This is a genomic window from Streptomyces sp. NBC_01003, assembly GCF_045162695.1.
In the GTDB taxonomy this organism is placed as follows: Bacteria; Actinomycetota; Actinomycetes; order Streptomycetales; family Streptomycetaceae; genus Streptomyces.
In genome coordinates this window covers 5789460-5814066 of record NZ_CP108707.1, presented here as the reverse complement: position 1 = coordinate 5814066, position 24607 = coordinate 5789460, and the positions used below count along the sequence as shown (strand labels likewise).

Here is a 24607-nt window from a genome sequence, read left to right as displayed (position 1 = left end):
CCGCACGGTACACCTTCGCCGCGGCGGGGCGGAAGACCCCACTGGAATATGCCATCCGGTCGAGTGAATGGCCTCTTCGCGCACCGATGTTGGCGAGTAGCGTCGATCACGCCATCAAGCACCACGTTGGCGCAATCCGCTTCACAGGAGCGGTGACAGCGATTCGACCACTGGCTAAACCGGAGCAAAAAATGGCAATTCAGCAGGGCGGCACGAATTCCTGGACCAAGTCCTCCTATTCGACCGGGAACGGCGCGTGCGTCGAGGTCAAGTCCCCCCTCCTGCACGCGATCGCGGTGCGGGACTCGAAGGCCCCCGAGGGGCCCTCGATCGGCTTCGCCCCCGATTCATGGAACTCCTTCGTGACCGAGGTCGGCCGGGGCGCCTTCGACGCCGCCTGAGGCATCGGAGAGCACCCCATCGCAGCACAGCACCAACTCGGCACCACAGCACCGTTTCGGCACCAACAGAGCACCACTGCGGTACTGAAAGAGCCCTCTCGACTGGCCCGCCGTCCTGGCCGAGGGGGCTCGGCTTTTTTCAGCGGGTCACCCGCGCAGCCGGTCCACGTACGTGTCGGTGCCGGGGATCGTCGGGATGAACGGCGCCACGAGCTCGACGCGGCCGAGACCCGACTCGTGAACAGCCGCGTCCAGGCCCGTGAAGTGGCCCTCCCAGCAGTCCGCCGGGTCCGCCTCCAGGAACCACAGGAGCGTCAGACGGGTGTCGACGCCCTCGACCTGCTTCACGTACGACATCCGGTCGCCCGGCAGCGGCGTCGGGCGGAAGACCGTGACCATCGCCGCCGGTGAGCCCGCGATCCGCTTCGGCAGGTGGCGCGAGCGCAGCCACTCCAGCAACTCGTCGCGCTGCTGGGGCCCTTCGGCGTCGATGACCTCCACGACCAGACCCCGGTAAGGGTGGTCGAGTGCGTGGTAGTCGCGCGGTCCGGCCGCCCCGTCGCGGTACACGGTCGCCGCGTGGTCCTGGAACGCGGTGAAGACGTGCGTGCGGTCCTGATAGACGCGCCCGTCCCGGTTGAGCCGCTTGTTGATGCCGACGGTCCACTTCATGTGGTCGTCGTAGCGGCCGTCGGTGATCCAGTACGTGGAGATGTAGCAGCCCGCGGTGACCGGCTGCGCGACCGCCGACTTCTCCGGGTAGCGCAGCACCTGGAGTTCGCGCGTGGCCACCCAGCGGCGCCCCGAGTACATCCAGGGCATGGCCATCGCGCCGGCGTAGTAGTGGTCGTCCTCGTACCAGCGGTTGTACGCGTACTCATGGCCCGGGTGCGGCTCGACCATGGTGATCAGGGCGTGCCCGGGGCGCACCCCGTACGGGCCGACCGATGCCAGCTCCGCGTACACCTCGCTCCTCGTGTCCTCGCTCACGACGCTCCCCTTCCTTCCTCCACCGGACGGGCCTACTCTGACGCCCCGTCAGAAGAACTGCCATAGCCGGGAGGCGACCGGATGCTCCTGAACGGAAAGACAGTGGTCGTGTCGGGGGTCGGGGCCGGGCTCGGCCACCAGGTCGCCGCGGCCGTGGTGCGCGACGGCGGCAACGCCGTGCTCGGCGCGCGCACGGAGGCGAACCTCGCCAAGTCGGCCGCGGAGATCGACCCGGGCGGTACGCACACCGCGTACGCGGCGACGGACATCACCGACGAGAGCCAGTGCGAGGCGCTGGCGGGGCTCGCGCGCGAGCGGTTCGGCTCAGTCGACGCCGTGGTCCACGTCGCCGCCTGGGACAGCTACTTCGGCGGTCTCGAGGACGCGGACTTCGCGACGTGGCAGCAGGTCATCGACGTGAACCTGCTCGGCACGCTGCGCATGACCCGGGCCTGCCTGCCCGCACTCAAGCAGCGGGGCGGCTCCGTCGTCGTCATCGGCACGCAGTCGGCCGTCGCCGCGCCCTCCCAGGTATGGCAGGCCGCGTACGCGGCCTCGAAGGGCGCACTGACCTCGGCCATGTACTCCATGGCCCGCGAGCTCGGCCCGCACCGCATCCGGGTCAACACCGTGCTGCCCGGCTGGATGTGGGGGCCGCCGGTCGAGGCGTACGTCCAGTTCACCGCGCACACCGAGGGCGTATCGCAGGACGAGGTCCTGGGGCGGCTCACCGAGCGGATGGCGCTACCCGAACTGGCCACGGACGGGGACGTGGCGGACGCCGCCGTGTTCCTCGCCTCCGACCGGGCGCGGGCCATCACCGGCCAGTCGCTTCTGGTCAACGCGGGTGAGCTGATGCGGTAGTTCCGCACCACCGGCCAGGACCCGACCGCACGGCACCCACCGCCGTGCGGTCCTTTTTGCCCCCATCTCAGTTCATGGACATGAACACAGGTCAATAAGTAGAACGATTTTACTGTCCCTTGACCATCCGGTGCGTTGTCCTGGCCCTTCGACTCCCCACACCATGAACGGCGTTCACAAGTAGGACCAGACCCCTGGAGGGGGCTCAATGAACAGTCTCGACTGGGCCGTGCTCATCGGCTACTTCGGCATCATGGTCGCGATCGGCGTCTGGTCCCACAAGCGTGTGGACGACGTCTCCGACTTCTTCACGGCCGGCGGCAAGATGCCCTGGTGGCTGTCCGGCATCTCGCACCACATGTCCGGCTACAGCGCGGTGATGTTCACCGGCTACGCAGGCATCGCGTACACGTACGGCGTCACGTCGTTCGTCACGTGGTCGTTCCCGATCGCGCTCGGCATCGCCATCGGCTCGAAGCTGTTCGCACCGCGCATCAACCGGCTGCGCTCACGGCTGCACGTGGCCTCCCCGCTCGAATACCTCAAGAACCGCTACAACCTGGGCACCCAGCAGGCGCTCGCCTGGTCCGGCATGCTCCTGAAGATCGTGGACGTGGCCGCCAAGTGGGCCGCCATCGCCACCCTGTTGTCCGTCTTCACCGGCATCTCCATCAACCAGGGCATCCTGATCACCGGCGTCATCACGGCGATCTACTGCACCATCGGCGGACTGTGGGCCGACGCGCTCACCGAGCTGGGGCAGTTCATCATCCAGCTCATCGCCGGTGTCGCCATGTTCGTCGCCGTCGTCTCCAAGCTCGGCCCGTTCGGCGGCATCTTCGGCGTCTGGGACGAGCCCGAGCTCGCGGGCCACGGCAAGCCGCTCGTCGGCCCGTACGGCACGGTGTTCCTGCTCGCGTTCCTCTTCATCAAGCTCTTCGAGTACAACGGCGGCATGCTCAACCAGGCCCAGCGCTACATGGCCACCGGCTCCGCCCGCGAGGCCACGCGCTCGGCCCGCCTCTCGGCAATCCTGTGGCTGGTCTGGCCCGTTGTCCTCTTCTTCCCCATGTGGGTGTCGCCGCTCCTGGTGCACGCGCAGAAGCCGGACGGTTCGGACTCGTACGGCCTGATGACCGAACAGCTGCTGCCGCACGGCCTGTTGGGTCTGGTCATCGTCGGCTTCTTCTCGCACACGATGGCCATGTGCTCCTCCGACGCGAACGCCATCGCCGCCGTCTTCACCCGTGACGTGGCGCCCGCGGTCTCGAAGAAGGCGAAGGAGCAGTGGGTCGGGAACAAGGGGCTGCTCGCCGCCCGCCTCACCACGGTGGTCTTCCTCGGTCTGTCCATGGCGGTCGCCACACAGGTCAACTCGCCCACGTTCAAGGACATCATCACCGTCGTCATCAAGTGGGTCGCCGGTCTGATGGGCCCGATCGCGATCCCCATGATGCTGGGTCTGCTGCGCACCTTCCGCAAGTCCGGTCCCACGGCGGCGCTCACCAGCTGGGCCGCGGGTCTGCTCGCCTTCTGGCTGGTCAACTACCCGATCAGCTGGAACGTCGAGGGCGGTGTGCCGCTCGAGTACCAGGTGTCGATCCCGCTGGCCGTCTCGCTCGTGCTCTACATCCTCATCGGCTACCTCAAGCCGGAGGACACCCCGGAGCGGGACGCGCTCATCGAGCGCATCAACACGGACGACGACGGGTCCACCGGGGCGGCGGCGGTTCCCGCGCCGGCGGAGCCGCAGGACGGGGCGGTCGGCACGCAGCCGCCGGGCCGGCTCTCGTAGGACTCGTTCCTCACCGGGCGCCGGGCGGGCTGATCACAGCCGGTCCGGCGCTTCGGCGTTCACGCCCTCGGGTAGCGGGCCAGCCACCCGGGCGAGGACGCCGCGGGGCTGTGCAGGGCGGGCCCCTGCGTCATCTCCATCGCGAAGTCGTCGGCGAGCTCCAGGACCGTGGGGCGGCCCTCCAGCTCGGTCACCCAGCCCGGCGGCAGCGCGGTCTCGCCGTGCAGGGCGCCGAGCAGGCCCCCGCACAGCGCGCCCGTCGCCTCGGACGGGCCGCCGTGGTTCACCGCGAGACACAGTCCGTGCCGTATGTCCTCGCCCACCAGGGCGCAGTACACCGCCACGGCGAGCACGCCCTCCGCGAGCCCGTCTCCCACGAGTTCGTCGACGCGGGCGGCCGACGGCATGCCCTGGCGGACCGCGCCGAGCGCGTGCTTGAGCGCGTCCGTGACCGGCTGGTGCCCCGGGCGCGCGGCCAGCAGGACGAGCGCGCGCTGCACGGCGCCGTCCAGGCTCTCGCCGCGCGCGAGACCGTGCACCAGGACCGCGTACGCGCCCGCGGAGAGGTAGGCGGCGGGCGCGCCGTGCGTCTGGACCGCACACTCGGCGGCGAGCTGGAAGACGAGCTGCGGCTCCCAGCCGACGAGCAGCCCGAACGGGGCCGAGCGGGCGGCCGGCGCGGATCCGGCGGCGGCCACGTTCTTCGGCTTCTCCAGGGTCCCCATGACGTCGTTGCCGAGTCCGAGGAGGCAGTCGCGGGAGGGGCCGCGGCGCGAGTACAGCCACTCCTCGCGGGCCAGCCAGCCGTCCTCCTTGCGGCGCTCGTCCGGGCCCCAGTCGCGCTGGGTCGCGGCCCAGCGGAGGTAGGCGCGGTGCACGTCGGTCGGCGGATGCCAGGCGCCCGTGTCGCGCCGCACCTGCGCCCTTATCAGGCCGTCCACGGTGAAGAGCGCCTGCTGGGTGGCGGCGGTGACGGCGCCGCGGCGCCCGTGAGCGGGAGCGAGGTCGGTCAGTCCCTGCGGACCGTGCGCGGCCCGGACCTCCTCCAGGGAGAGCCCGGCCAGCGGCGCCCCGAGGGCGTCGCCGAGCGCGGCCCCGATGAGCGTGCCGCGGACCCGGCTGCGGAAATCCTGCTGCTCGGCGCGGCCCCATACGGCCGATGAGGGTCCCCCCTGCTTGGGGGTCAGTGGGGCTGCCACGGGGAGCTCCCCTCCGGGTCTCGTTACGCGTGCGACGGCTGCGCAGCACTGTAATCGACGGGGCGTACGCGGTTGAGAGCCGAAGTGGCGCAGGCGAAGTCGCCCTTGAGGCCAATTCACCCGCTTTTCTTCCGCAAACCGGACGAAGCCCTGGGGCGCGGCCCGGGGACCTGCGGCGCGGCGCCGCTCGACCGCCGTCCGACGTGCGGTGTTCACCGTGTGTTGGCGTGTACATCGCCGGGCGCCCGGAACATCCGCACCATGACGCAGATGACTCGTGTCAGGGCCTCCTCGTACGCCCTGGTCGCCGCCCTCCTCGTGGGCCTCTCCGCCCCCGTCGCCGCCGCGCACCCCGCCTCCCACGACGGGCACACCGCGCACCACCGCATCCCGTTCACGGCGGCGACCGTGATGGCGTCCGAGGACGGCTCCTCCTTCACCGTCGAGTGGAAGGCGCCCGGCGTCCGGCACGTGGCGGTCCGCGCGGGCGGCCGCACCGTCGCCTCCGGCGGCTCGACCGGCAAGGTCACCGTGCGCGGCCTGCCCGCCGCCGACCGCCAGTGGTTCGACCTGGTGCCCGACCGTGGCCAGGGCCTGCACCTCGCGGACCGCGAGATACGCCTCGACGGCGGTGTCAACTTCCGTGACGCGGGCGGCTACCGCACCACCGACGGGCACTGGGTGCGGATGGGCGAGATCTACCGCACCGCGTCCCTGGACAAGCTCAGCGACCGGGACCTGGCGAAGCTGAAGCGCCTGGGCATCTCCGTGGACTACGACCTGCGTACGCAGCAGGAGCGCACCTCCGCGCCCGACCGCGTCCCCGCCGGCTCCCGCTACGTCGTCGCGGACGTGCTCGGCGACCTCGGGGGCCTGTCCGGCCTGCCCGCGTCGCCGGAGGCCGCCGCCCAGCTGATGGTGGACGCGGAGAAGACCATGGTCTCCGCCCCCACCGCGCAGAAGGCCTACACCACGGTCCTCCAGGGCATCGCGGACGCCGACGGCGCGAACACGCTGTTCCACTGCACGGCCGGCAAGGACCGCACGGGCTGGGCCAACGCCACGCTCCTGACCGCGCTCGGCGTGCCGCGCGAGACGGTGACGGCCGACTACCTGGCCAGCAACACGTACCGCGCGAAGGAGAACGCGGCCATGCTCGCCGCGATGCCGCCCGCGCAGGCCGCCGTGTACAAGCCGCTGCTGGACGTCCGCCCCGAGTACCTGAACTCGGGCTTCCAGGAAGTGACGAGCCGCTACGGCACGTTCGACCACTACCTGGACAAGTCCCTCGGCCTCAGCCACCGCGACGTACGCGACCTGCGCGAGGACCTGCTGGTCGGTTAGCGGGTTTCCTGGCCGCGTCCGCCGAGGAGGCCGAACTCACGGAGGCCGCCCTCCTCGGCATAGCGTTCCTGAACGGCGTCCCTTGCCGCCACGACCCGTGCCAGACGGGGGGCGAGGCGGGTGCGGTCCGCGCCTGGACTGTTGAGGAGCTCCGTCAGGGCGAGGGCGATCTCGGTGAGGTCGTCCCAGGCCGCGCCGGAGGCCAACAGCTCGGCGAGACGCCTGTCCAGGGCAGGCCAGTCGGCGAGAGCCGCGGAACGCAGCAACAGAAGGCTCTGATCCTTCACATGGGTGGCGAGTTCCGGGACCGCCGCAAGCTGCTCGGCGTCCCGCCACAACGCCTCCGCCGCGTGCACGTCACCGACGCCGGCGGTGAGGGCGAGTTCTATGCTCCCGGCCACGACGTCCTGTGTGCGCAGCCGCGTCGCCACTCGCCGTGCCGCGGGCAGGTTCCCGAGCAGGCGCAGCGCGTAGACCTCAACCTGAAGTGCGGGGCCGTCCGTCCCGTCGCCGACCGGTCCCCGCTGCCCCAGCTCCCCCAGAGTCTGCTCCGCGTGCCCCTGGTACAGATGGATCACGGCGCGAGCGAGATGGTTCTGCCCCCGGTCTCCGCCCAGCTCCGAGTGCCGGGCGAGATCCGCCCAGGACTGGTCCAGGCGGCCCACGGCAAGCGACACGTTGATGCGAATCTCGAGATACGAGGCGGACGACGGGTCGAGCTCGACCGCCCGATCGGCGTCCGAGAGGGCCTGGGGGAAGTCACGCAGATACCGGTTCACCTCGGCTCGCTGCGCCCACGCCCAGGCGTAGTCCGGGTCCAGCTCCAGGGATCTGCTCAGCGCGGCCAGCGCCTCGTCGTCACGGTCGAGCGGGTAGAGGGTCATGCCTCGGCACGCGTGGGCCTGCGCGTACTCCGCGTCCAGTCCGATCGCCCGGTCGAATTCGGCGAGAGCCTCCACGTACCGCCGGGTCATGCGCAGGACCTCGCCGCGCTCGACGGCCACCCAGGCCAGATACGGCCCCAGTTCCTTCGCGCGGTCCAGGTCTGCCATCGCCCGGTCCGGTGCGTCCAGGCGATGCGACGTCTTCGCCCGGTGGACGAGTGCCCATACGTAGTCGGCGTCGAGTTCGAGGGCCCGGTCGAGAGCCGTAAGCGCCTCCGCGGTGCGGTCGAGGCTCCTGAGGGTCACTCCCCGGCGGGCATGCGTGACCTCGTCCGTACCGTCCAGGCCGAGAGCCACGTCGAAGTCGGCCAGGGCCTCCTCGTACCGGCCCTCCTGGCGAAGGGTCTCCGCCCTTTCCCTGCGGAACCAGGCGTTGTCCGGCTGGGTCTCCACCGCGCGGTCGAGATCCGCCAGGGCCCGCGCCGTCTCGTCGCGCGCGTTCCTCACCCTGGCCCGCTGCACCAGCGCCCACCCGTAGTCCGGGCTGAGTTCGATCGCCCGGTCCAGGTCGCGCAGGGCCAGTTCGTCGTGGTCCGTCGCGTGATGGGTCACGCCCCGGCTCGCGTAGGCGGCGGCATACGCGTCGTCGATGCCCAGGGCCCGGTCGAACTCCGCGAGAGCTTCCGCGTAGCGGCCGGCGAGGCGCAGGTGTTCGCCGCGCTGGAGGGCCACCCAGGTGTCGTCCGGTCCCGCGCTCAGCGCACGGTCCAGGTCCTCCCAGTGCCGCGTGTCGTCGCCCCGGTCCCGCCACACCTTGGCCCGGTACGTCAGCGCCCGCGAGTCGGTCGGCTCCATGGCGATGGCCCGGTTGAGGGCGTCGAGGGCCTCGTCGTTGCGCTCCAGGTCGCACAGGGAAAGCCCTTTGATCACCAGGGCCTCGTGCTCCCCCGAGCCGAGTTCCAGGGCGCGGTCGGCGTCCGCCAGTGCCTCTTGGAGGTGGTCCAGGAGCCAGTGCGCCTCCGCCCGTCCGATCAGGAAGTCGACGTCACCCGGTTCGAGTTCCACCGCCCGGTCCAGATCGACGAGGCCGTCCTCGCTGCGGCCCTGCATGAGTCGGGTGTAGCCGCGACCGTAGTACGCCCTCGCCTGCTCGGCGTCCAGCTCGATGGCGCGGTCGTACTCGGCCACCGCGCGCTCGAACTGCCTCTCGTGGCGCAGGTCCCGGCCACGTACCGTCCGGATGAGCGCCCTTGTCCGGGGGTCCTGCGCCGCCCGGTCGAGGAGCAGCCCCAGGGCCGCGACGGTCCCTCCCGCTTCCAGGGCACTGAGCAGGTCACGCCCCCACTCGGCCACGGTGTCCGCGCCCGCGTCGTCCCCCGCCTCCGCGATCATCTGCGCCCAGGCCCGTCCGACGGACTCCCCCTCGTCGATCGCGTCGACGGCCTCCCGCAGGACGCCGGGCAGCGCGGCGCGGGGGCCCGCGCACAGCAGGTGGTACGACTGGGCGAGGCGCAGCTCGCGCCAGCTCCTCGCCGACCACGCGTCGGACCCGGACAGTCCCGCCTCCGCCTCCGCCCGCCATGCGCCGAACGTCTCCGCGAGCCGCGTCTGCCGATCCGCCCAGTCCCGCGGCGACTGATGGCGCTGCAGCCGCAGCATCTGCGAGCGCACCACCCCGTGGTACTGGACCCGGTCGCCCCGGTCGCTGACGAACGCGAGTCCGCGCAGCCATCCGTACAGCGTCGCGGCATCGTCGTCCGGGCACCCCACGGCGGCCCGGAAGACGTCCGCGTCGAGGCGGCGTGGAAGAGCACAGGCGAGGGCGACGGCGCGCCGCACCTCGTCCTGTTCCCACTTCAGGAACCGCTCGACGGCCGTGGGGCTCGGGTCGCCGACGTCGTCAGGGTCGGCGGGCCGGCTCTCGGCGAGGGTGGAGACCAGGACGGGGAGGCCGCCTGTCAGCCGCAGCACCTCTTCGACGACCGGCTCGGCGACCACTCCCTTGTCCGCGAGCAGGCCGCGCGACTCGGCCTCCGTGAAGGGTTCGAGCGGGATGTTCCCCACGTAATCGGCGTAGCCGCCCCATCGCGACGCATCGAAGTCACGCTGGCCGGCGGTGGTCACCACGACGTTCGCGGGAAGCGTCCCGTACCGCTCTGTCGTCATCACGTCCCGCAGCCACCCGTCCAGGAACGGCCCGGTCCGCTCGTACGTGTCGAAGAACAGCACGACCCACGGCACGGAAGCGGCGATGTGTGCCAGCTCGGTGAGCAGGACCGGGGTCAGGGACTTCTCCGGCGCCAGGACGAGTTGCGCGTCCTCCTGGCTGCCCAGCCGAGCGCTGAGGCCCGCCTTCAGCCGGTCGGCTCCACGTGCGAGCGGGGCGGGGTCCACGGCCCCGGCGAATGCTCCGACGCCCGGCACGAGTCCGAGACCCACCAGGCCCGCCCGTGCCACTGCCATGCTGCCCGCCGAGGGCGAGGCGGGCTCGGACTGCTCCGGAACCAGGGCCGCAGCGGACGCCGACTCGGCCTCGTGACGGCGCTCCTGGTGTGCGGCAAGCCGCCGGTCGAGGTCCTTGAGGCGGTGACCCTGCGCGGCGAACTGTGAGCCGAGCGCCGCCAGAGCCTCCGGAACGCTGCCCACCGCCTCGTCGACGTACGCCGTCAGCGCGCCGCGCTCGCGCGCCACCTGCTCGAGTTCCCGCACCAGGAAGGTCTTGCCGACCCCGGCGTTGCCGTGGACATGGAACAGGAACCGATGCCGCTCGTCGTCCACCGGTATCTCGAAGTTGCCCCGGAACGCGGTGAGTTCGTCTCGTCGGCCCACGAACCCCGCGCGCCTGCGTCGACGTATCAACTCCTGCATCGACGGCCCTGAAGCGCCCACGGCGCACACCCCTCCCCGTCACCGCCAGATCCCTGCCCTTCAGTGTGCCGCACGTCCCGAACGAGGGCCTCGGCATGCGCTGTTACAGGCTTGGGACGTACGCACTCCGGGGCGCGTACAACGTTTTCCTTGGGTGGCCCGTCTTTCTTCACGTAACCAAGAACACCCCCACAGGACACCAAGAAGGATGGGAACAGTGCGCCGCTCTCTCGTCACAGCCCTTGCCGTCACCGCGCTCGCCGTGCCGCTCGGACTCGCGTCCGCCGCCGGTACCGCCGCCGCTGCCACACCCGTTCCGCCTCGCGTCCCCGCCACGGACTTCAACCACGACGGGTACGGGGACCTCGTGCTCGGGGCGCCGGGCGCGACCGTGTCCGGGAAGGAGACCGCCGGGGCCGTCTCTGTGGTCTACGGCGGGAAGAACGGGCCGGACATCGCGAACTCCAAGGTCTTCACCCGCTCCACCACCGGGATACCCGGGGCGGCCGAGGAAGGCGGCTACTTCGGGGAGCGCGTCACCAGCGGGGACCTCGACGGGGACTCGTACACCGACCTGGTCGTCGCCGGGCTCGGCGGCTCGCCGAGCGTCGTGCTGTGGGGTTCGGCCGCCGGGCTGAGCGGGCAGGGCAGCGTCGCGCTGCCCACGTCGACCGGGATGTTCGCCGTCGGCGACTTCAACGGCGACGGGCACCGCGACCTCGTCACCGACGACTACCCGCGCAGCGACGACCCGGACGACGACAACGCCGGGATGACCATCTCCTACGGCCCCTTCGACCGCGCCAGCGGCAAGCCGGCAAGCCAGGACTCCATCGTCACCAGCCAGACCTTCGGCCCCGCCGACATCGTCGTCGGCGACATGACCGGGGACGGCGCCGACGACATCGTGACGAGCCACGGCTTCGAGGAGATGGCGTACGCCAGCAAGTTCTGGAAGGGCGGGAAGGACGGGGTCTCGCACACCGCGAAGTCGCTGACCTCGTCGTTCCGCGGTGCCGTCGGTGACGTCGACGGTGACGGGTACGGCGACCTCGTCGTCCACGACATCGGCGACAACTACGAGGACATCCCGTACGAGAAGGGCACCGTCCTCGTCATGTACGGGACCGCGGACGGACCCTCGACGACCCGCACGAAGACCATCACGCAGGAGACGTCCGGTGTGCCCGGGGTCGGCGAGAGCGGCGACATGTTCGGCACCGACATCTCCGCCGGTGACGTGAACGGCGACGGCTTCGCGGACATCGCCGTCGGCGTGCCCGGCGAGGCCATCGGCAACATCAAGGACGCCGGCAGTGTCGTCCTGCTCAAGGGCGGCCGCGGTGGCCTGTCCGGCACGGGCTCGCAGGCCTTCAACCAGTCCACGACCGCCGTGCCCGGCGCCTCGGAGACCGGCGACGGCTTCGGCCAGCAGGTCGTCCTGTCCGACCTGAACGGCGACGGCAAGGCCGACCTGACCGCCGCCGCTCCCCTGGAGGACGGCACGTACACGGACTCCGGCGCCGCGTGGGTGCTGCGCGGGGCCACCGGCGGGCTCACCACGAGCGGCATCACGTCGTTCGGCGCCGCCGCCGTCCATGTCCCCGAGAAGAACGCCCAGTTGGGGCAGGACCTCGGCGCACGGTAGACGACAGCAGCCGGGGACGCGGCAACCCAGGAGTCCGTGGGTTGCCGCACCCCCTCCCGCACAAGAAGCCCCGCTCAGTCCCCCAGCACCGGCAGCAGTTCCGGCAGGTGACCGTCCGAGGCCGTCGCCGCGCGCTGCCGCTCCTCCGGGACCTCCCCGTACAGCGTCGTGCGCGGCTTCGCCGGGCGGCCCGCTTCCTCCGCGATCGTGATGAGGTCCTTGATGGAGCGGTACGAGCCGTAACTGGAGCCCGCCATACGGGAGATGGTCTCCTCCATCAGCGTGCCGCCCAGGTCGTTCGCCCCCGAGCGCAGCATCTCCGCGGCGCCCTCCGTGCCCAGCTTCACCCAGCTCGTCTGGATGTTCGGGATGTGGGGGTGCAGGAGGACGCGGGCCATGGCGGTGACGGCCCTGTTGTCCCGGGTCGTCGGGCCCGGGCGCGCGATGCCCGCCAGGTAGACCGGCGCGTTGGTGTGGATGAACGGGAGGGTCACGAACTCCGTGAAGCCGCCCGTCTCCTGCTGAATGCCGGCGAGCGTGCGGAAGTGGCCGAGCCAGTGGCGGGGCTGGTCCACATGCCCGTACATCATCGTCGACGACGAGCGGATGCCCAGCTCGTGGGCCGTCTTGATGACCTCGACCCATGTCGCCGTGGGGAGCTTGCCCTTGGTGAGGACCCAGCGGACCTCGTCGTCGAGGATCTCGGCGGCCGTGCCCGGGATCGAGTCGAGGCCGGCCTCCTTCGCCGCGGTCAGCCAGTCCCGGATGGACATGCCCGTGCGCGTCGCGCCGTTCACCACCTCCATCGGGGAGAACGCGTGCACATGCATGCCGGGGACACGCTCCTTCACCGCCTTCGCGATGTCGAAGTAGGCCGTGCCCGGCAGGTCGGGGTGGATGCCGCCCTGCATGCACACCTCGACCGCGCCCACGTCCCACGCCTGCTCGGCGCGGTCGGCGACCTGGGAGAGCGAGAGCGTGTACGCGTCCGCGTCGGTGCGGCGCTGCGCGAAGGCGCAGAAGCGGCAGCCGGTGTAGCAGACGTTCGTGAAGTTGATGTTCCTCGTGACGATGTACGTGACGTCGTCGCCGTTCACCGTCTTGCGGATGTCGTCCGCGATGCCGCAGAGGGCGTCGAGCGCCGGGCCGTCCGCGTGCAGCAGGGCGAGCGCCTCGTCGTCGGTGAGCTTCGTCGGGTCGTCGGCCGCCGTCGCGAGCGCGGCGCGCACATCGCTGTCGATGCGCTGCGGGACCATGCCGGGCGCGGCCTGCTCGCGCAGCGCCTCCCAGTCGCCGTACACGTCGTCGAAGTCGTCGCGCCGGTCGGACGTGCGGCCCGTCGTGTCGATGGTGCGGTGCAGGTCCGTGCGGCCGGTGGCGGTGAAGCCCTCGTCGGGCTCCTGCCAGGGCAGGCCCTCGGGGCGCGCGCCCTCGTCGGCGAGGCCCGTGTCGGCGGAGCAGAGGGCCCGTACGTGCGGAAGGAGGCGCGGGTCGAGCCACGGTTCGCCGCGCTCGATGAACTCCGGGTAGATCGTGAGGCGTTCGCGCAGCTCGAAGCCCGCCTCGCCGGTCTTCGCGGCGAGTTCGTCGATGTGCGGCCAGGGGCGCTCGGGGTTCACATGGTCCGGGGTCAGCGGGGACACCCCGCCCCAGTCGTCGATTCCGGCGCCGATCAGGAGCGCGTACTCCTCGTCGACCAGGTTCGGCGGGGCCTGAATGCGGGCCGAGGGGCCGAGGATGTGGCGGGCGACCGCGATGCACGCGGCCAGCTCCTCCAGCTCGGCGTCCGGCATGCCGCGCATCGCCGTGTCCGGCTTGGCGCGGAAGTTCTGGACGATGACTTCCTGGATGCCGTGGTAGCTGCGCTGGATACGGCGCAGCTGGAAGAGCGAGTCGGCCCTCTCCTCGTACGACTCGCCGATGCCGATGAGGACGCCCGTGGTGAACGGGACGTTCGACCGGCCCGCGTCCTCCAGGACCCGCAGCCGGACGGCGGGTTCCTTGTCGGGCGAGCCGTGGTGCGGGCCGCCGGGCTCCGACCACAGGCGCGTCGCCGTCGTCTCCAGCATCATCCCCATGGACGGCGCGACCGGCTTGAGGCGCTGGAGGTCGGTCCACGTCATGACGCCGGGGTTGAGGTGCGGGAGCAGTCCCGTCTCCTCAAGGACGCGGATCGCCATGGCGCGCACATAGGCGAGCGTGTCGTCGTACCCGTGCGCGTCCAGCCACTCGCGGGCCTCGGGCCAGCGGTCCTCGGGCCGGTCGCCGAGCGTGAACAGGGCTTCCTTGCAGCCCATCTCGGCGCCGCGGCGGGCGATGTCTAGGACTTCGTCCGGCGACAGGTACATCCCGTGGCCGTCCCGGCGCAACTTCCCGGGGACGGTCACGAACGTGCAGTAGTGGCACTTGTCCCGGCACAGCCGGGTCAGCGGGATGAAGACCTTCTTCGAATACGTGATGACGCCCGGACGGCCCGCGGCCTTCAGGCCCGCGTCGCGCACGCGCGCGGCGGACGCCGTCAGGTCCCGCAGGTCGTCGCCGCGGGCCTGGAGCAGGACCGCCGCCTCGGCCATGTCGAGGGCAACGCCGTCGCGGGACCGCTTCAACGCGCGGCGCATCGCGTTGGCAGTGGGTCGTACAGCCTCCGGATCACTCATGCTCCCGAGGATACGAGCGCCCGCCGACAACGTCTGCGCCGCGCTGACGTGCGCGGGATCACGCGACGTACACGTTTCACCCGCGCCCGCCGCCCGTTCTGGCCAGATCCTGGAGACTGACTACAGGCACTGCCTACAGGTACTGCTCGTACTCGTCGAGGATCTTGAGGACCGAAGTCTCGTCCGCCGGGGGCAGTTGGAGGACGACCTCGTCGATGCCGAGCTCCGCGTAGTGCGCGAGCTTGCCCGGGCTCGGCAGCACCGCGTACGGCACGACGTGCAGGTCCGCCGGGTCGCGGCCCGCCTCCTCCCAGCCGGCCCGCAGCACGGGCATCGACTCGGTCAGTCCGCGCCCGCCGATCGGCAGCCAGCCGTCCGCGTACTCGGTGATGTGCGCGAACAGCTTGGGGCCCGCCGCTCCCCCGATCAGGGTGCGGGGCGCGCCGCCCGCCGGCTTCGGGTAGGCGTGGCTGGCCCGCACCGACACCCCGAACCCACCCTCGTACGCGGTCGGTTCCTGCGCCCACAGGGCCCGCATGAGGCCCATGCGCTCCCGGCCGAGCTCACGGCGCGTGCGCCATTCGACGCCGTGGTCGGCGGCCTCCTCGACGTTCCAGCCGAAGCCGAGGCCCAGCGTGAAACGGCCGCCGGAGAGGTGGTCGAGGGTGGCGATCTGCTTGGCCAGGTCGATGGGGTCGTGCTGGGCGATCAGCGTGATGCCGGTGCCGAGCCCGAGCCGCTCGGTGACGGCCGCGGCCTGCCCGAGCGCCACGAACGGGTCGAGGGTGCGGCCGTACTCGGCGGGCAGGTCGCCCCCGGCCGGATACCGCGTCGCCCGCTCCACCGGGATATGGGTGTGCTCGGGCAGATACAGCCCGGCGAACCCGCGTTGCTCCAGCTCACGCGCGAGCCGCACAGGCGTGATGGTCTCGTCGGTCAGGAAAATCGTGGTCGAGATCCGCATGGGGGCATTACTACCCGGCCCTCCCCCAGGAGTCCATGGACTCCCCGGCAGGGACAGTCGTAAGACTCCGATCCCCTTCCCTTCCAGGGGAGTTCACGGCTCAATACCAGAGTTGCCTGCACCACCCACGTCACAGACGGAATGTCACCAGACCCCTGGGAGCCGCAGCATGTGCGAGGACGACCACACCACGACCGGCATGGGAAGACGCGCGCTGTTCGTGTCGGGAGCGGCCACCGCGCTTACGTTGAGCAGTGTGAGCTTCGCGAGCGCGGCCGACGGCCGCACACCGGCGGACGGTACGAAGGCTACGAAGGCGACACGGACCGTGAAGGGGACGCTGCCGCCCGGCGCGCCCGACTTCGTCTACGTGCCGGTCGAGGTGCCGCGCGGGGTCCGCGAGATCCACGTCGCGTACACCTACACGAAGGCGACCGTCCCGGCCGGCACGCAGAACAACGCCCTGGACATCGGGGTGTTCGACGAACGGGGCACCGCGCTCGGCGGGAAGGGCTTCCGCGGCTGGTCGGGCGGCGCGCGCACCGAGTTCTTCGTACGGGCCGACGACGCGACGCCGGGCTACATCCCGGGTCCGGTCCGCGCGGGCACCTGGCACATCGCGCTCGGCCCGTACACGGTGGCGCCCGAGGGCCTCCCGTACGAGCTGACCGTCACGCTCACGTACGGCGAGCAGGGCGAGACCCCGCGACCGGTGTACCCGCCCACGCGCGCCAAGGGCCGGGGCCGCGCCTGGTACCGCGGGGACTGCCATCTGCACACGTGGTACTCGGACGGCAGGCGCACCCCCGCCGAGATCGCGGCGCTCGCGCGCGAGGCGGGCCTGGACTTCATCAACTCGTCCGACCACAACACGCACTCGTCGCACGCCCACTGGGCCGACCAGGCGGGCGACGACCTGCTCATCATGGTCGGCGAGGAGATCACGACCCGTAACGGGCACGTGGTGGCGCTCGGCACCGAGCCGGGCACCTTCGTCGACTGGCGCTACCGTGCCCGCGACAACCGCTTCGGCAAGTACGCGCGCGAGGTCCGCCGGGCCGGCGGCCTGGTCGTGCCGGCGCATCCGCACGCCACCTGCATCGGCTGCAACTGGAAGTTCGGCTTCGGCGAGGCGGACGCAGTCGAGGTGTGGAACGGCGCGTACACCGCGGAGGACGAGGTCTCCCTGGCCGACTGGGACAACACGCTGGTGGCGTCCGTGCGGGGTTCGCGGGAGTGGATCCCGGCGATGGGCAACAGCGACGCCCACCGCGACCCGGACCGCATCGGCGGCCCGCAGACGGTGGTCCTCGCCGACGACCTGACCCGCGAGGCCATCCAGGCGGGCATCAAGGCGGGCCGCAGTTACGTCGCCGAGTCGAAGTCCGTGGAGCTGACGTTCACGGCGTCCGGCTCGCGCGGCGAGCACGCCGGCATCGGCGAGCGCCTCCACGTGGACCCCGACGCGCCGGTCACCGTCCGCCTGGAGGTCAAGGGCGCCCCGGGCTGCACGCTCCACCTGGTCACGGACCAGGGCACCCTGTTCACCGCACCGGCGCTCCCCGAGTCCGGGTCGGGCACGGCCGAGTGGCGCACGACGGCGTCGTACGCGGCCTACGTACGGGCCGAGGTCCGGCACCCGGCGACGGTCCCGGGCCTGCCAGGGGCGCTCACCGCGTTCACGAACCCGGTGTTCCTCGGCAAGTAGGCCCTGGGCCGACAACGCCTAGTCCTCGACGACCAGCACCGGCGTCTCCCGCGTCAGCACCTCGCCGCGGAAGAACGCCGGGCTGCGCCGTCCCATCACCAGCATGATCACGAAGCCGACGAGCAGCAGGCCCACGCCGATCACGAAGACGGAGCCGACGCCGAGGACGGAGGAGCCACTGCCGTAGGCCGGGTTCCACATGTCGACGAGGGTCTTCACGAACACGGCGGACAGCAGGACGCCGCCGAGGACCGGGAAGAGCGCCTTGAAGAAGAAGTCCCTCGGCGAGCGCAGCAGCTCGGTGCGGAAGTACCAGGCGCAGGCGAACGCCGTGAGCGCGTAGTAGAAGCAGATCATGAGGCCGAGCGCGTAGATCGTGTCGACGAGTACGTGCTCGGAGACCAGCGTCATGACGGTGTAGAACACGCCGGTGGCGACGCCCGCGGTGACCGTGGCGCGGCCCGGGGTCTTGAAGCGCGGGTGGACGCGGGCGTAGGAGGCGGGCAGCGCCTCGTAGGTCGCCATGGCGAGGACGGTGCGGGCGACCGGGATGAACGTGGTCTGCAGGCTGGCCGCGGCCGAGGCGAGGACGGCGACGAAGAGCAGGATGCCGAGGGTGGGGCCCATGACGGGGCCCGCGAGGGCGGCGAAGACGTTGTCGGACGTCGCGGGGTTGGCGAGGCCGAGGCCCTTGCCGCCGGAGCCGACGACCATCTGGGCGGCGACGCCGGTGGCGAGGTAGGAGCCGACGAGGACGACCATCGCGATGAGGGCGGCGCGGCCGGGCGTCTTCTCGCTGCCGATGGTCTCCTCGTTCGCGGTGAGGCAGGTGTCCCAGCCCCAGTACATGAAGATCGACAGGGACAGGCCCGCGGTGAACGCGCCGAACGACTTCACCGAGAACGGGTCGAGCCACGTCCAGGAGAACGGCACGGACGTGGGGAAGTCCGCCGATCCCGCCTTCACGACGGCCATCACGACGAACACGGCGAGCACGACGAGCTGGAGGCCGACCAGCGTGAACTGGACGCCCTTCGTCGCGGTCATGCCGCGGTAGCTGATCGCTGTCGCGGCGGCGATGAGGGCGAGGCAGGTGACGATGTGGACGGCCTTGTTGTCGTCCAGGGAGCCGATGGACGTATTGCCGGTGATCTCGCCCGCGAGGAGCCAGAAGTACGACGTGGCGACGCCCGCCAGGTTGGACAGGACGATGATCGTCGCGATGACCAGGCCCCAGCCGCACATCCACCCCACGCGCGGGCCGAAGGCCTTCACGGTCCAGGTGAAGGACGTGCCGCAGTCCGGCATGGCCTTGTTCAGTTCGCGGTACGCGAAGGCGACGAGCAGCATCGGCAGGAACCCGGCCAGGAAGACGGCGGGCATCTGGAGGCCGACCTCACCGGCCGTGGAGCCGAGCGTCGAGGTCAGGCAGTAGACGGGCGCCACGGTCGAGATGCCGATGACCGCGCTGCCGACCAGCCCGACGGAGTTCCCGCCGAGGCCCTTGCTGCGGACGCCCCCGTCGGGGGCGCCGCCTGCCGTGTCGTGGGCAGCCCGTGTCGGCCGCGCGTCCAGCTCAGTCATGAACAGGACGTTAAATGCTGCGGTTTCCGCATAAGGGGGACAAGACCTGAAACCGGCCACCTTTGAATCGATGGCCGATTCACGTAACCATCCCACGCCCTCAAGGCATGTTCAGGTTAACCCCATTCATCGGAAGGAATAACCGTCGGCGTCCGATATTCGGTAATCGCAGCGGTGCCCGTTTTGCCGGGTTCAAAATTTTCCGTGTGATGTTTCTGCCGGTTACCCCTGCCAGACGATCGACTGGAGCTCGCTGTAGGCGTGCAGCGCGTACGAGCCCACGTCCCGGCCCACCCCGCTCTGCTTGAACCCGCCGAACGGGGCCTCCATGTTCCGGCCGACCGTGTTCACGCCTACCCCGCCGGCCCGCAGCCGCCGCGCCACCCGGAACGCCCGAGCCACGTCCCCCGACCACACGTAGTCGATGAGCCCGTACTCGCTGTCGTTGGCGAGGGCCACCCCCTCCTCCTCCTCGTCGAAGGGCACCACCACCACGACCGGACCGAAGATCTCCTCCCGCACGACCCGCATGTCGTTCGTGCAGTCCGCGAGGAGCGCCGGAGCGACGTAGAAGCCCTTGTCGAGGGCGGGCCGCTCGCCGCCCGCGACGACCCGCGCACCCTCCTTGCGGCCCAGCTCGACGTACGACTCGACGCGGTCGCGGTGCGCCGCAGAGATGACCGGCCCGACGACCGTCCCCCGCGCCCTCGGATCCCCGACCTTCATGAAGCCGATGTACTCGGTGAGCTTCGAGACGAGCGCCTCGTACACCCCGCGCTGCGCGATCACCCGCGTCGGCGCCGTGCAGATCTGCCCGCTGTAGAAGGCGTACGTCGTGCCGATGCCCGCGACCGCCGAGGCGAGGCCCGCCTCGTCCAGGTCGTCGAAGACGAGCGCCGCGCCCTTCCCTCCCAGCTCCATCAGCTGCCGCTTCATGCCGCGCCCGCACACCTCACCGATGCGCCGGCCGACCGCGGTGGAGCCGGTGAAGCTGACCATGTCGACGTCCGGCGAGTCGACGGCCGCCTCACCCACGTCCACAGCCGTCCCGCTGACCACGTTCACCACACCGGGCGGCGCCCCCGCCTCCTCCAGAGCGGCCGCCATCCGGTACACCGACAGCGGGTCCTGCGGGGCCGGCTTCACGACGACCGTGTTTCCCATGGCGAGTGCCGGGGCGACCTTGCCCGCCGGATTCGCCCACGGGTTGTTGTACGAGGTGATGCAGGTGACGACACCGACGGGCTGCCGTACGGCGAGCGCCCCGAGGACGCCCGCCTTCCCCATGGGTCCGGCCTCGCTGATCTGCGGAGGCAGGGCCTGCTCGACCGGTTCGAGCGCGCCCTTCGCATAGCGGCGGAACCGCGCCACGCCCACCGCGACCTGCATGCCGCGCGCGGTCCCGCTCGTCGCGCCGCTCTCCGCCTGCGCGAGCTCCGCGTTCGCCGCGAAGTCGCGCTGCATCACGTCGGCGGCCCGGTCCAGGATCGCGGCGCGCTCCTCCGGCTTCGTGCGCGACCACGAGTCGAAGGCCTCGCGGGCCGCCGACGCCGCGTCGTGGACCTGCGCGCGGGACGCCTCGGGGGCGAGCCCCACGACCTCCTCCGACGCCGGGTCGACGACCTCGTAGTGCCCGCCGTCCGGCTCCGTCCACTCGCCGCCGATGAACAGCCGCTGGGAATCGTCCACTTGACGCGTCACTTGGTGGACACCGTCCTCGTGTCGCGGCCCGACCGCAGCACCGTCCCGGGCACGGCCCCGGTCACGACGTCCTCGCGGATGACCTCGACGCCGTTGACCCACACGGCGTTGATGCCGATCGCCTTCGAGTCGAGGCGCGGGCTGTCACCGGGCAGGTCGTGGACGAGAGTGGCCTTGCCCGCGTCGATCCGCTCCGGGTCGAACAGGACGAGGTCCGCGTGCCAGCCCTCCTCGATCCGGCCGCGCTCGCGCAGCCCGAACAGCCGCGCCGGATCGTCGGTGAGCATGCGCACCGCCTCCTCGATCCCCGCCAGCTTCCGCCCGCGCAGACAGTCCCCGAGGAAGCGCGTCGTGTACGGCGCCCCGCACATCCGGTCCAGGTGCGCCCCCGCGTCGGACCCACCGAGGAGCACGTCCTCGTGGCTCCAGGTCTCGGCGCGCAGGGCCCACGAGTCCGGGTCGTTGTCGCTGGGCATGGGCCAGAGCACCGTCCGCAGCCGGTCGTTGGCGCAGATCTCGACGAGGCACTCGAAGGGTTCCTGGCCGCGCTCGGCCGCGATGTCCTTCACCACGCGCCCGGTCAGGCCCTCGTTCGCCTCCGAGTACGTGTCCCCGATGACGTACCGCCCGAAGTGGGCGAGCCGCCGGAAGACACCGGCCTCCTTGCTGTCCGCGCGCCGCAGCATCTCGGACCGCACGTCCGGGTCGCGCAGCTTCGCGATCCGCTCGTCGACCGGCAGTGAGAGGACCTCGCCCCAGCCGGGGATGAGATTCAGGGCGCAGAACGTGCCGAGCGACATGTTCATGGGCGTCAGGATCGGCATGGTCAGCGCGACGATCCGGCCGCCGGCCTTGCGGGCCCGCTCGCTGGGGATCAGCTGGCGCGGCACCCGCTCGGGGACGGCCGCGTCGATGGTGAGGACGTTCCAGTTCAGGGGCCGCCCGGCGGCGGCACTCATCTCCACGAACAGGTCGATCTCGTCGTCGCTGAACTGGTCGAGGCACCCGGCCACGATCGCCTCGATCTGCGTGCCCTCGTGCTCGGCGACGGCCCGGCTCAGCGCGAGCAGCTCCTCGGGCCGCGCGTGCCGCGAGGCGACCGGCTGCCCGTCACCGTCCGAGTGCGTCGAGGACTGGGTGGTCGAGAAGCCCCACGCGCCCGCGTCCATCGCCTCGTGGAACAGGAAGAGCATCTGCTCGAGCTGCTCGGGCGTCGGCTGCCCGCCGACCGCGTCCGCGCCCATCACGTACCGGCGCAACGCGCAATGCCCCACCATGAAACCGGCGTTGACGGCGATCCGCCCGTCGAGGGCGTCGAGATACTCACCGAACGAGTTCCAGCTCCAGGGCGCGCCCTCCTCGAGGGCGACCAGCGACATGCCCTCGACCTTGGACATCATCCGCCGCGTGTAGTCGGCGTCCTCGGGCCGCTCCGGGTGCAGCGGCGCGAGCGTGAAGCCGCAGTTGCCGCCCGCGACGGTCGTCACGCCGTGGTTCAGGGAGGGTGTCGCGTACGGGTCCCAGAACAGCTGGGCGTCGTAGTGGGTGTGCGGGTCTACGAAGCCGGGCGCGAGAATCCGTCCCCGCGCGTCCTCACTGCTGCCCGCGGGCTCGGTCACGGCCCCCGGCTCGGCGATGACGGCGATACGACCGTCACGTATCCCCACGTCGGCGACGTAGGCGGGGGCTCCCGTCCCGTCGACTACGGTCGCGCCTTTGATCAGATGGTCGAGCACGGGGTCGTCCCCCTCCTGAAGGGTGAGTGGTAGCGGGGGTAGCGGGGACTCGGGCCCCATCCAGCCCGTCCGGCGTTTGAGGACGAGCCCGAAGGGCGACAGGGGGTCCGGGGCGCAGCCCCGAGACGGTCACCCATGGAACCCGCACCCCGGAGGGCCCCGGCCCCCGTCCGGGAAGGGAGGGGCCGGGGCGGTCCATGGGTGACCGGCCGGATCAGACGGCCTCACGGAAGCGCGTGGTCCGGTGCACCGGATCCGTATCGATCTTCGGAATGACGTGCTCGCCGATGAGCTTGATCGACTGGAGCGTGTCCTCCTTGGAGATGCCGATCGGCATGCCGAACGACAGCTGGTCGGCGCCCGCCTGCTCCCACCGCTTGCACTGCGTGAGCACCTCGTCCGGGTCGCCGCAGATCAGCAGCTCCTCGGCGATGAGGAGTTCGATGATCTCCTCGTTGAACTCGGGCAGCGTCTCGGGCCACACGGGGAAGCCCTCGGGCCGCGGGAACGTGTCGTGGTAGCGGAAGACGAGCGACTGGAGATAGTGCAGCCCGCCGGACGCGGCGATCCGTACGGCCTCCGCGTGGGTCGGCGCGCAGATCGCGGTCGAGGTGACCATGACGTTGTCGTTGACGAAGGCCCCGACGGGCTCCGCCTTGCCGATGTTCGACTTGTACTGCTCCAGCACCCACTCCATGTCGGAGACCTTCTGGACGCTGAAGCCCAGGACGCCGAGGCCCTTCCTGGCGGCCATCGCGTACGAGGGCGGGGAGCCGGCCGCGTACCACATCGCGGGGTGCGCCTTCCCGTACGGCTTGGGGAAGATCTTGCGCGGCGGCAGCTGCCAGTGCTTGCCCTTGAACCCGACGTACTCCTCCTGGAGCCACATCTTCGGGAACTCGGCGATGGTCTCTTCCCAGATCTCCTTGGTGTAGTTCATGTCGGTGACGCCGGGTATGAAGCCGAGAATCTCGTGGCTGCCCGCACCGCGCCCGCTGCCGAACTCGTGTCGGCCTTCGCTGAGATGGTCGAGCATGGCGACCTTCTCGGCCACCTTCACCGGGTGGTTGACCTGGGCGAGCGGGTTGAAGATGCCGGAGCCGAGGTGGATGCGCTCGGTGGCGTGGGCGAGGTAGCCGAGGAAGACGTCATTGGCGGAGAGGTGCGAGTACTCCTCCAGGAAGTGGTGCTCGGACGCCCAGGCGTACTTGAAGCCCGACTTGTCCGCCTGGATGACGTACTCGGTCTCCTCCATCAGCGCCTTGTGCTCGGCGAGCGGGTCGGTCTCGGCCCGCTTGCCCACATATCCCTGTACAAAGAGCCCGAATTCCAAGGAGGTTCACCGTCCCCTGTCTGTGACCGGCGGCTGCGTCAGAAGCTCCTGCGCTCTTTCTGACGTACCGTCAGATTCGATGTGCCGACTGTTTCACCGTGCCCGTGCAGCGTCAATACCTGATGCAGCGTCAGATCACGTCACAGGACGCTGACGCCCGCCAGCCACCCGCCGTCGATCACGAACGGCTGGCCCGTGATGTACGCGGAGTCCTCCTGCGAGGTGAGGAACAGCGCGAGCCGCGCCACCTCCTCGGGCTGCCCGACCCGCCCCAGCGGCACGAGCTTGCGGTACAGCTCGTCGAGCGCCTGCGAGGCCTCCTCGGTGTCCGCACCCGGGTCCAGCTGCGAGGGATTGCTCATGGCGGTGTCGATCGCGCCAGGGCAGACGGCGTTCACGCGGATCTTCTTCGCGGCCAGCTCGAGGGCCGCCACCTTCGTCAGCCCCACGATGGCGTGCTTGGTGGCGGTGTACGCGCCGACGTACGCCATGCCCGTCACCCCTGTGTAGGAGGCCGTGTTCACTATCGAACCGCCGCCGGCGGCCTCGATCTCGGGCGCGACGGTCTTGATCCCGAGGAACGCGCCCACCTGATTGACCTGGATGATCTGCTGGAACTCGTCCAGGGGCGTGCTCACCAGCTCGTTGAACCGCAGGATCCCCGCGTTGTTCACGAGCCCGTCGATCTTCCCGTACGCCTTCTTCGCGGCGGCGACAGCGGCCACCCAGTCGTCCTCGCGGCTCACGTCCAGATGGACGTAGAGCCCGCCGATCTCCTTGGCGAGCGCCTCGCCCTGGTCGTCCAGGACATCCCCGAGCACCACCTTGGCGCCCTCCGCGGCGAACAGCCGCGCCTCCTGCTCGCCCTGCCCGCGCGCCGCGCCCGTGATGACGACGACGCGCCCGTCCAGCTTGCCCATGCCGGTACTCC

At 70.8% G+C, this 24607-nt stretch carries 16 protein-coding genes; 6 read left to right on the top strand and 10 right to left on the bottom strand.

Features of this window, described 5'->3' with window-relative positions; genetic code table 11:
• The first annotated feature begins 191 nt into the window (after positions 1 to 191).
• Positions 192 to 401 (top strand): DUF397 domain-containing protein, encoded by a 210-nt coding sequence (locus OG698_RS26670; protein WP_356288190.1) that lies wholly within the window; start codon positions 192 to 194, stop codon positions 399 to 401.
• 147 nt (positions 402 to 548) lie between these two features.
• Here OG698_RS26670 and OG698_RS26665 read toward each other — a convergent pair whose 3' ends face one another.
• Positions 549 to 1391 (bottom strand): hypothetical protein, encoded by an 843-nt coding sequence (locus OG698_RS26665; protein WP_406105909.1) that lies wholly within the window; start codon positions 1389 to 1391, stop codon positions 549 to 551.
• Positions 1392 to 1472: 81 nt separating this feature from the next.
• On the opposite strand from OG698_RS26665, the gene OG698_RS26660 reads away from it, so the two are divergent.
• Both OG698_RS26660 and OG698_RS26655 read left to right on the top strand, forming a co-directional pair.
• Positions 1473 to 2255, top strand: a complete 783-nt coding sequence (locus OG698_RS26660) for an SDR family oxidoreductase (protein ID WP_406105908.1) — start codon at positions 1473 to 1475, stop codon at positions 2253 to 2255.
• 208 nt (positions 2256 to 2463) lie between these two features.
• Entirely contained in the window at positions 2464 to 4050 is a 1587-nt protein-coding gene (locus OG698_RS26655; protein ID WP_406105907.1) for a sodium:solute symporter family protein, read from the top strand.
• 59 nt (positions 4051 to 4109) lie between these two features.
• Here OG698_RS26655 and OG698_RS26650 read toward each other — a convergent pair whose 3' ends face one another.
• A complete protein-coding gene (locus OG698_RS26650; protein ID WP_406105906.1) occupies positions 4110 to 5249 on the bottom strand; it encodes an ADP-ribosylglycohydrolase family protein in 1140 nt (379 codons plus the stop codon).
• Positions 5250 to 5510: 261 nt separating this feature from the next.
• Here OG698_RS26650 and OG698_RS26645 point away from each other — a divergent pair, with 261 nt between their 5' ends.
• Positions 5511 to 6593 carry a tyrosine-protein phosphatase gene (locus OG698_RS26645; RefSeq protein WP_406105904.1) on the top strand — a complete coding sequence of 361 codons (1083 nt, stop codon included), beginning with the start codon at positions 5511 to 5513 and terminating at the stop codon, positions 6591 to 6593.
• Here the strand turns inward: OG698_RS26645 and OG698_RS26640 are convergent.
• A complete protein-coding gene (locus OG698_RS26640) occupies positions 6590 to 10306 on the bottom strand; it encodes a tetratricopeptide repeat protein (protein ID WP_406105902.1) in 3717 nt (1238 codons plus the stop codon). The genes OG698_RS26645 and OG698_RS26640 overlap by 4 nt on opposite strands.
• 247 nt (positions 10307 to 10553) lie before the next feature.
• Here OG698_RS26640 and OG698_RS26635 point away from each other — a divergent pair, with 247 nt between their 5' ends.
• A complete protein-coding gene (locus OG698_RS26635; protein ID WP_406105901.1) occupies positions 10554 to 11993 on the top strand; it encodes an FG-GAP-like repeat-containing protein in 1440 nt (479 codons plus the stop codon).
• Positions 11994 to 12067: 74 nt separating this feature from the next.
• On the opposite strand, the gene OG698_RS26630 is transcribed toward OG698_RS26635, so the two are convergent.
• Positions 12068 to 14650, bottom strand: a complete 2583-nt coding sequence (locus tag OG698_RS26630; protein WP_406105899.1) for a bifunctional FO biosynthesis protein CofGH — start codon at positions 14648 to 14650, stop codon at positions 12068 to 12070.
• A gap of 133 nt (positions 14651 to 14783) precedes the next feature.
• Entirely contained in the window at positions 14784 to 15614 is an 831-nt protein-coding gene (locus tag OG698_RS26625; RefSeq protein WP_406105898.1) for an LLM class F420-dependent oxidoreductase, read from the bottom strand.
• Positions 15615 to 15783: 169 nt separating this feature from the next.
• On the opposite strand from OG698_RS26625, the gene OG698_RS26620 reads away from it, so the two are divergent.
• Complete coding sequence (locus tag OG698_RS26620; protein WP_406105896.1) at positions 15784 to 17322, top strand: CehA/McbA family metallohydrolase; 1539 nt, start codon at positions 15784 to 15786, stop codon at positions 17320 to 17322.
• Positions 17323 to 17340: 18 nt separating this feature from the next.
• Here OG698_RS26620 and OG698_RS26615 read toward each other — a convergent pair whose 3' ends face one another.
• The 5 genes from OG698_RS26615 to OG698_RS26595 form a co-directional block, all read right to left on the bottom strand.
• The gene (locus tag OG698_RS26615; RefSeq protein WP_406105895.1) at positions 17341 to 18906 is read right to left on the bottom strand and encodes an APC family permease; all 1566 of its coding nucleotides are present in this window, start codon (positions 18904 to 18906) and stop codon (positions 17341 to 17343) included.
• A 222-nt stretch (positions 18907 to 19128) separates the two neighbouring features.
• Entirely contained in the window at positions 19129 to 20595 is a 1467-nt protein-coding gene (locus OG698_RS26610) for an aldehyde dehydrogenase family protein (RefSeq protein WP_406105893.1), read from the bottom strand.
• An 8-nt stretch (positions 20596 to 20603) separates the two neighbouring features.
• Positions 20604 to 22343 (bottom strand): amidohydrolase family protein, encoded by a 1740-nt coding sequence (locus OG698_RS26605; protein WP_406105891.1) that lies wholly within the window; start codon positions 22341 to 22343, stop codon positions 20604 to 20606.
• Positions 22344 to 22557: 214 nt separating this feature from the next.
• Positions 22558 to 23676, bottom strand: coding sequence for an LLM class flavin-dependent oxidoreductase (locus OG698_RS26600; RefSeq protein WP_406105889.1), 1119 nt, complete (start codon positions 23674 to 23676; stop codon positions 22558 to 22560).
• Between the two features lie 140 nt (positions 23677 to 23816).
• Complete coding sequence (locus tag OG698_RS26595; protein WP_383086609.1) at positions 23817 to 24596, bottom strand: SDR family NAD(P)-dependent oxidoreductase; 780 nt, start codon at positions 24594 to 24596, stop codon at positions 23817 to 23819.
• Between the last annotated feature and the right edge of the window lie 11 nt (positions 24597 to 24607).